This is a genomic window from Roseibium sp. AS2 (assembly GCF_038900065.1).
Taxonomy (GTDB): domain Bacteria; phylum Pseudomonadota; class Alphaproteobacteria; order Rhizobiales; family Stappiaceae; genus Roseibium.
In genome coordinates this window covers 612,093-618,337 of record NZ_JBBMQN010000005.1, presented here as the reverse complement: position 1 = coordinate 618,337, position 6,245 = coordinate 612,093, and the positions used below count along the sequence as shown (strand labels likewise).

Genomic DNA, 6,245 nt, shown 5'->3' with positions numbered 1-6,245 from the left:
TTGCCGTTGCCGTTGCCGCCGGAGTTGCCGTTGCCATTGCCACCGGAGTTGCCGTTGCCGTTGCCGCCGGAGTTGCCGTTGCCATTGCCACCGGAGTTGCCGTTGCCGTTGCCGCCGGAGTTGCCCTTGCCGTTGCCGCCGGAATTGCCGTTGCCGTTGCCGCCGGAATTACTGTTGCTGTTGCTGCTGCCAAGAACGCTGCCGAGGACACCATTGCTTGAATTGCTCGTCGAGCTAGAAGCCGCATCACTGGCCGGCACAATCTGGACAGCCGGTGTTTCGAAGACCGGGGCACGTTTCTTGCCGGGGCGGACTGTCGGTTTCGTTCGACCGCCGACAGTCAATCCCACCTTGCGGGAAGGTGCGCTCGATGCGCTTTGCCCCGCGCCCAGATCGACCGTATCACCGGAGGCAAAGTCTGCCACGCCGACAACACCACGCTGAACGGATACGTCGCCTTTCCCGCCTCGCAAGCCCACCCTGAACCTGGTCCCTTTCACAACGGCCGCGAAATACGGCGTCTCGACGGAAAAATGCGGCCGGCGGCGCTTTTGCACGTCCACGTCGAGGGTTCCCTTGCGTTGCAAGAGTGTGGTCGTGGTTCCAGGGCTTCGGTACTTCGAGAGTGCAAACGTGGTGTTCGGGCCCACGGCGATGGAATCGGTTCCGCGCACGATGAGCACTCTCGATCCCGATCGTGTTCCCAGAGTGTAGCCTTTGTGGAACACCATGCCCTTCTTTACCCGAAAGGCCGGAATATTCGGCGCGACAAAATAGGAGATCCCCGACACACGTTTGACCACCCATTCGCCGGCGGATGCCGCCTGCGCATCACAAACCTGGAGCGCCAGCAGAATACCGGCCAGCATCCCGGTCGTTCGAGCCAATCGAGAGAAACCTAATACGAAATGAACGATTTTTCTCTTTAACGTCACGCATGGAGACGTTGTTTTACTATGGTCCATCGTATGCCGCCTGTTAGATAACGGCGACAAATCTATCTGGTTGTTGTTTAATTTCAGGTGAAATTCATCGGCTAAAATCCGGTTTCTTCACCCGGCCCAATTTGCGATCAAGTTACATACGTAGTTTTCAATCCAACGTTTCCTGCATCTGGGTCAGCGAAGGCTTCTTGTTGAGGAAACCCTGCGTAATGCGCACCCATGCAGATCACGCGATCCGGCCAAGCCCATAATGTGCCTTGCAGGCATATCCGGGTGCTTCGCAACCACGTACGGATTCAGTCGGCGTTGTACCCGCCGCCACATCCGGAACACGGGCACAGGCAGGAACCGAACTCTGATTATTTGCAGGTCAGACGATGGCCAGAAGATCTTTTTCCACCGACCTGAAAATTTCGACCTCGTCGATGTTCATCTGCTCGACACCACAGCGCACGGCCTTTTCGAACACCGCCCGATCCTGTCCGGCATAGAACATCTGCGTGATCAGCCCCGCACGCCTGGCGGCGGCGACCGCATCAGGATCCAGGTTGTCTTCGTGGAATTCCAGAATATGGGCATCCTGGGCAACCGCACGGTCAACGGAACCGACATGCATGTAGAGCACCATGCGCCGAAGATCCGGCACCTTGGCCCTTGCCTCGGCGCGGATGGACTGGTCGAAGGAAAACGTCCAGGCGTCGCCGAGCATGCCACGCACGGCCAGCATGTCGCGCACCTCGGCCGGATCGCCTTCCTTGATTTCCACGTAGGTCGCGATGCGTCCCTTGCAGCTGTCCAGAAACACATCGAAACGCGGCACCCGCTCGCCTTCGAACGCGGCGCCGAACCAAGATCCGGCATCCAGCAGATCGATGTCGGCGGACGACAGGTCCGAGAACCTGCCTGTCCCGTTCGTTGTCCGGTCCACCGTGACATCATGCATGACATAAAGCACACCGTCCTTCGATGGCCGCACGTCCAGTTCGACAACACCGGCGCCAAGCTCGATGGCTTTCTCAAGGGATGCCAGAGTGTTCTCGGGAGCCATCTTGCTGGCGCCCCTGTGACAGACAATGACCGCTTGCTTCACGTTCAATACTCCTGTGTCTCCGAACCTACCATTCGGAGCTTACCGGGCTTCTTTGCAAGCCACAGTTGAAGGAAAAGTTATCCCTGCTTTGCCTGATCTTCTTGATGTCTTGATGACATCGCAACTTTCCGCATGAATTCATGCGTTTAAATCCCGAGAAAACGGCGGTTCCGGCTGAAACAGGATCAGCAGCAAGCCAGTTTGCCGAGCGCGGCCTGATTCGTCCATGCATCCGGCAATCAAGACATTCAAAAGACTTGGAAATTAATACCGATAGCCTCTTCGACCAATACCGGTCTGCCGGACCGACATTGTTCATCCAGTACGAACAGTCAGTCAAATAGCACTCCGCGCGAATTCGATTATCTAGGGGAAACGGCGTTCATGAAAGAACGCTCCGGACACCGCTACCAGAGGTTTGACAATGATCCGCATCGCAGCTTCCGCCTTCGCCCTGTCCCTGCTTGCCGGCACCGCCGTCGCAGAGCCTGTCGCGTTCGATTTCGACAAGTCCCACGCCAACCTGGCGTTTTCCTACAACCATCTCGGCTACTCCACCACCGAAGGCCGTTTCGGCGAATGGGACGGCACCTTGCTTATCGACAAGGAAACACCGGCCGATTCCACCGTCGAGTTCACGATCGATGTGTCCAGCATCGACACCTTCTTCGCAGACAGGGACAAGCATTTCCTCAGCGCCGATTTCTTCAACGCGGAGGCCTTTCCCACAGCCGCGTTCAAGAGCACCAAGGTCGAGCAGGTCGGCGAGAACCAGCTTGAAGTGACCGGCGACCTGACCATCAAGGACATCACCAAACCTGCAACGCTCCAGGTGACCGTCACGACCTTCGGCGAACATCCCATGGCCAAGAAGGAAGCCGCCGGCTTCGCGATTTCCACCGTTATCAAACGATCCGACTACGGAATGGACATGTATGTGCCATATGTCGGCGATGAAGTGACCGTGACCTTCCACGCGGAAACGTTGAAGGCCGACGCGACCAACTGATCCTGACCAAAGCGGAGGCCGTTGCTCGCGGCCTCCGTCCCATCCATGGAGCCGTCAATGCTGCGCAACACCAAATCGGGATACGGCCTCGTGGCAATCCTGTTTCACTGGACGATGGCCGTGCTGATCCTCGGCATGCTGACACTGGGGCTCTACATGCGCGGTCTGCCGCTCACCGAGCCGGCCACGTTTCAGCTCTTCCAGTTGCACAAGTCCATCGGATTCGTGGTTCTCACCCTTGCCGGCCTGCGGTTGCTCTGGCGGCTGTTCAACCCGCCCCCGAAGCTTCCCGCCGGCATGCATCCCCTGGAGAGGATCGGTGCGCACCTGGGACATATCGGCCTCTATGCCATGATTTTCGCGCTGCCTCTGACCGGCTGGCTGATGGTCTCCGCGTCGCCCTGGGGCATCCCGACGGTTCTTTTCAACGTTCTGCCGGTCCCGCATCTGCCCGTGCCCGCCTCCCTTGGAAGCCAGGAGCAGGCAGAAGCCTTTTTCAAGAACCTTCACGAATATGGCGCCTACCTGCTGATCGCGCTGATCGTCGTCCACGCTGCCGCTGCGTTCAAGCACCATCTGATCGCCCGGGACGACACGCTGAAACGGATGATTTCAACCGGACCCGCCAAGGCGGATTTCTAACAGATCGATTCAGGAAAACCCGACATGCTTTTGAAAAACAGTCTCCCTGCCCTTGTGTTGTTATCGGTCGCATGGTCAGCAACACCGGTTGCCGCGGACGTCTGGACGGTCGATGCGGACCAGAGCCGGCTGGGCTTCGAGGTCAAGCAGGGCACGAGCACGGTGAAGGGTTTCTTTGCCACGTGGCAGGCCAGGATCGATTTCGACCCGGCCGCCCCTGAAACGGCCGCGATTACGGCAATCATCCGTCCCGCGAGTGCCTCAACGGGCAATCCCCAGTTCGATGGCACGCTGCCGGCGAAGGACTGGTTCGACGTGAACGCCTTTCCGGAAGCCGAGTTCACAGCCAATAGTGCCACACTGGTGGAAGGCAACAGCTATCGCGCGAGCGGAACCCTGACGGTCAAGGGCGTGTCCCAACCGGTCGATCTCGACTTCTCGCTGGAAATCGACGGTGACACCGCAAGGGCCAGGGGCACTGCCACCGTCAATCGTCTCGCCTACAAGCTCGGTTCCGGTGTCGGAACGGACACGGTGGGCGATGCGGTGACGGTGACGCTGGATCTGTCCGCCTCGCGGTAATGCGATATCTTTCCTGCGTGAGACCATTTGATCAGGCCGCGCCCCTTGGCGCTCGTGGCCTTTTTACCGTATGAGTTCCTCACCAGAATGTTCCAGCGCTTTTCGACCCCTGATGTCCGGAAAGCAGCCAGATCAGGAAAGCCGTCCCATGAACGCTCCCGTCACGCCCCCCGACTACCACCACAGCGCCCTGTTTCCGCAAGGCGCGGACCAAACCCCCTACCGCAAGCTGACCTCCGACTTCGTCAAGACGGCAGAGTTCAACGGCGAAGAAGTGTTGATGGTCGAGCCGGAAGGATTGCGCCTGCTTGCCGAGGAAGCCTTCAAGGACATCAACCACTATCTGCGTCCGGGACATCTGGAGCAGCTGAAGAAAATCCTCGACGATCCCGAAGCCACCGAAAACGACAAGTTCGTCGCCTTCGACCTCCTGAAAAACGCGAATATTTCCTCCCATGGCGTGTTGCCCATGTGTCAGGACACCGGCACTGCGATCATCATGGGCAAGAAGGGCCGCCGCGTTTGGACCGACGGCTCGGACGAGGCCGCCCTCGGTGAGGGCGCGCGCGATGCCTATTACAAGAAGAACCTGCGCTACTCCCAGCTCGCGCCGATTTCCATGTTCGAGGAAGCCAACACCAAGAGCAACATGCCGGCGCAGATCGAACTCTATGCCGACGGCGAGGACGCCTACAAGTTCCTGTTCATGGCCAAGGGCGGCGGCTCCGCCAACAAGACCTTCCTGTTTCAGGGCACGCCCTCGCTGCTGACCCATGACCGCATGATCGATTTCCTGAAGGAAAAGATCCTGACGCTCGGCACCGCCGCCTGCCCGCCCTACCATCTGGCGATTGTCATCGGCGGAACGTCGGCGGAGATGAACCTGAAGACGGCAAAGCTCGCCTCGGCGCGCTATCTCGACGGATTGCCGACGGCAGGTTCCGAACTCGGCCACGCTTTCCGCGACCTTGAGATGGAGGAGGAGATCCTCAAGCTGACCCAGGCCACCGGTGTCGGTGCCCAGTTCGGCGGCAAGTATTTCTGCCACGATGTGCGCGTCATCCGGCTGCCGCGGCACGGCGCGTCGCTGCCGATCGGCCTCGCCGTGTCCTGTTCCGCGGACCGTCAGGCCGTCGGCAAGATCACGAAGGACGGCGTTTTTCTGGAACAGCTGGAAATGCATCCGGAAAAATACCTTCCCGAAGTCACCGACGAACACCTGTCCGACACCGTGGTCAAGATCGACCTGACCCGGCCGATGTCCGAAATCCTGGGAGAACTGACCCGGCACCCGATCAAGACCCGCCTGTCCCTGACAGGTCCACTGATCGTCGCTCGTGACCTGGCGCATTCGAAATTGCGCGACCGGCTGGAGAGCGGCGCGCCCCTGCCCGACTATTTCAAGAACCATCCGATCTATTACGCCGGCCCCGCCAAGACCCCCGAAGGCATGCCGTCGGGTTCGTTCGGCCCGACCACGGCCGGCCGGATGGATGCCTATGTGGACCAGTTCCAGGCCGCCGGCGGCTCGATGGTGATGCTGGCCAAGGGCAACCGGTCCGCCCAGGTCCGCAGGGCCTGCCAGGCACATGGCGGCTTTTACCTCGGCTCCATCGGCGGTCCCGCAGCGCGCCTTGCACAGGACTGCATCAAGAAGGTCGAGGTGGTCGAGTTCGAGGAACTCGGCATGGAAGCCATCTGGAAAATCGAGGTCGAGGATTTCCCTGCCTTCATCGTCGTCGACGACAAGGGCAATGATTTCTTCAAGGAACTGAACCTGGGATAGGCCAGTCCCCGGCACAGGGGGGCGACCCGGTCCGGCCCGATACCGGGTGCGCGTATCCTCAGATACTGCCCGGAACCGGGTCGGCGTCAGGGGCGAATCGGATTTGTCCCTGGTCCGACCGCTTGCCGGAGAAGAAACCGGCGGGTTCGGCGCCTTCGGAGAGACAACTTCAGCAACCTGAGCGTGAGCCAC

6 protein-coding genes are annotated in these 6,245 nt (G+C 59.7%); 4 read left to right on the top strand and 2 right to left on the bottom strand.

The window, feature by feature from the left end; all coding sequences use genetic code 11:
* Both WNZ15_RS17910 and WNZ15_RS17905 read right to left on the bottom strand, forming a co-directional pair.
* Positions 1-965, bottom strand: a 965-nt coding sequence (locus WNZ15_RS17910) for a FecR family protein (protein WP_342894357.1), incomplete at its 3' end; no start/stop codon positions are given.
* A 349-nt stretch (positions 966-1,314) separates the two neighbouring features.
* Positions 1,315-2,034 (bottom strand): glycerophosphodiester phosphodiesterase family protein, encoded by a 720-nt coding sequence (locus tag WNZ15_RS17905; protein WP_342894356.1) that lies wholly within the window; start codon positions 2,032-2,034, stop codon positions 1,315-1,317.
* A gap of 424 nt (positions 2,035-2,458) precedes the next feature.
* On the opposite strand from WNZ15_RS17905, the gene WNZ15_RS17900 reads away from it, so the two are divergent.
* The 4 genes from WNZ15_RS17900 to WNZ15_RS17885 all read left to right on the top strand — a co-directional run bounded on the left by WNZ15_RS17900 (position 2,459) and on the right by WNZ15_RS17885 (position 6,053).
* Positions 2,459-3,043 (top strand): YceI family protein, encoded by a 585-nt coding sequence (locus WNZ15_RS17900; protein WP_342894355.1) that lies wholly within the window; start codon positions 2,459-2,461, stop codon positions 3,041-3,043.
* Between the two features lie 57 nt (positions 3,044-3,100).
* Positions 3,101-3,685: a cytochrome b gene (locus WNZ15_RS17895; RefSeq protein WP_342894354.1), complete on the top strand. Its 585-nt coding sequence runs from the start codon at positions 3,101-3,103 to the stop codon at positions 3,683-3,685.
* A 24-nt stretch (positions 3,686-3,709) separates the two neighbouring features.
* The gene (locus WNZ15_RS17890; RefSeq protein WP_342894353.1) at positions 3,710-4,267 is read left to right on the top strand and encodes a YceI family protein; all 558 of its coding nucleotides are present in this window, start codon (positions 3,710-3,712) and stop codon (positions 4,265-4,267) included.
* Positions 4,268-4,415: 148 nt separating this feature from the next.
* Positions 4,416-6,053 (top strand): fumarate hydratase, encoded by a 1,638-nt coding sequence (locus WNZ15_RS17885; RefSeq protein ID WP_342894352.1) that lies wholly within the window; start codon positions 4,416-4,418, stop codon positions 6,051-6,053.
* Positions 6,054-6,245 lie beyond the last annotated feature (192 nt).

Coding starts and splice junctions, on each gene's coding strand:
- WNZ15_RS17900 (WP_342894355.1), top strand. CDS start 2,459: ATGATCCGCATCGCAGCTTCCGCCTTCGCCCTGTCCCTGCTTGCCGGC.
- WNZ15_RS17895 (WP_342894354.1), top strand. CDS start 3,101: ATGCTGCGCAACACCAAATCGGGATACGGCCTCGTGGCAATCCTGTTT.
- WNZ15_RS17890 (WP_342894353.1), top strand. CDS start 3,710: ATGCTTTTGAAAAACAGTCTCCCTGCCCTTGTGTTGTTATCGGTCGCA.
- WNZ15_RS17885 (WP_342894352.1), top strand. CDS start 4,416: ATGAACGCTCCCGTCACGCCCCCCGACTACCACCACAGCGCCCTGTTT.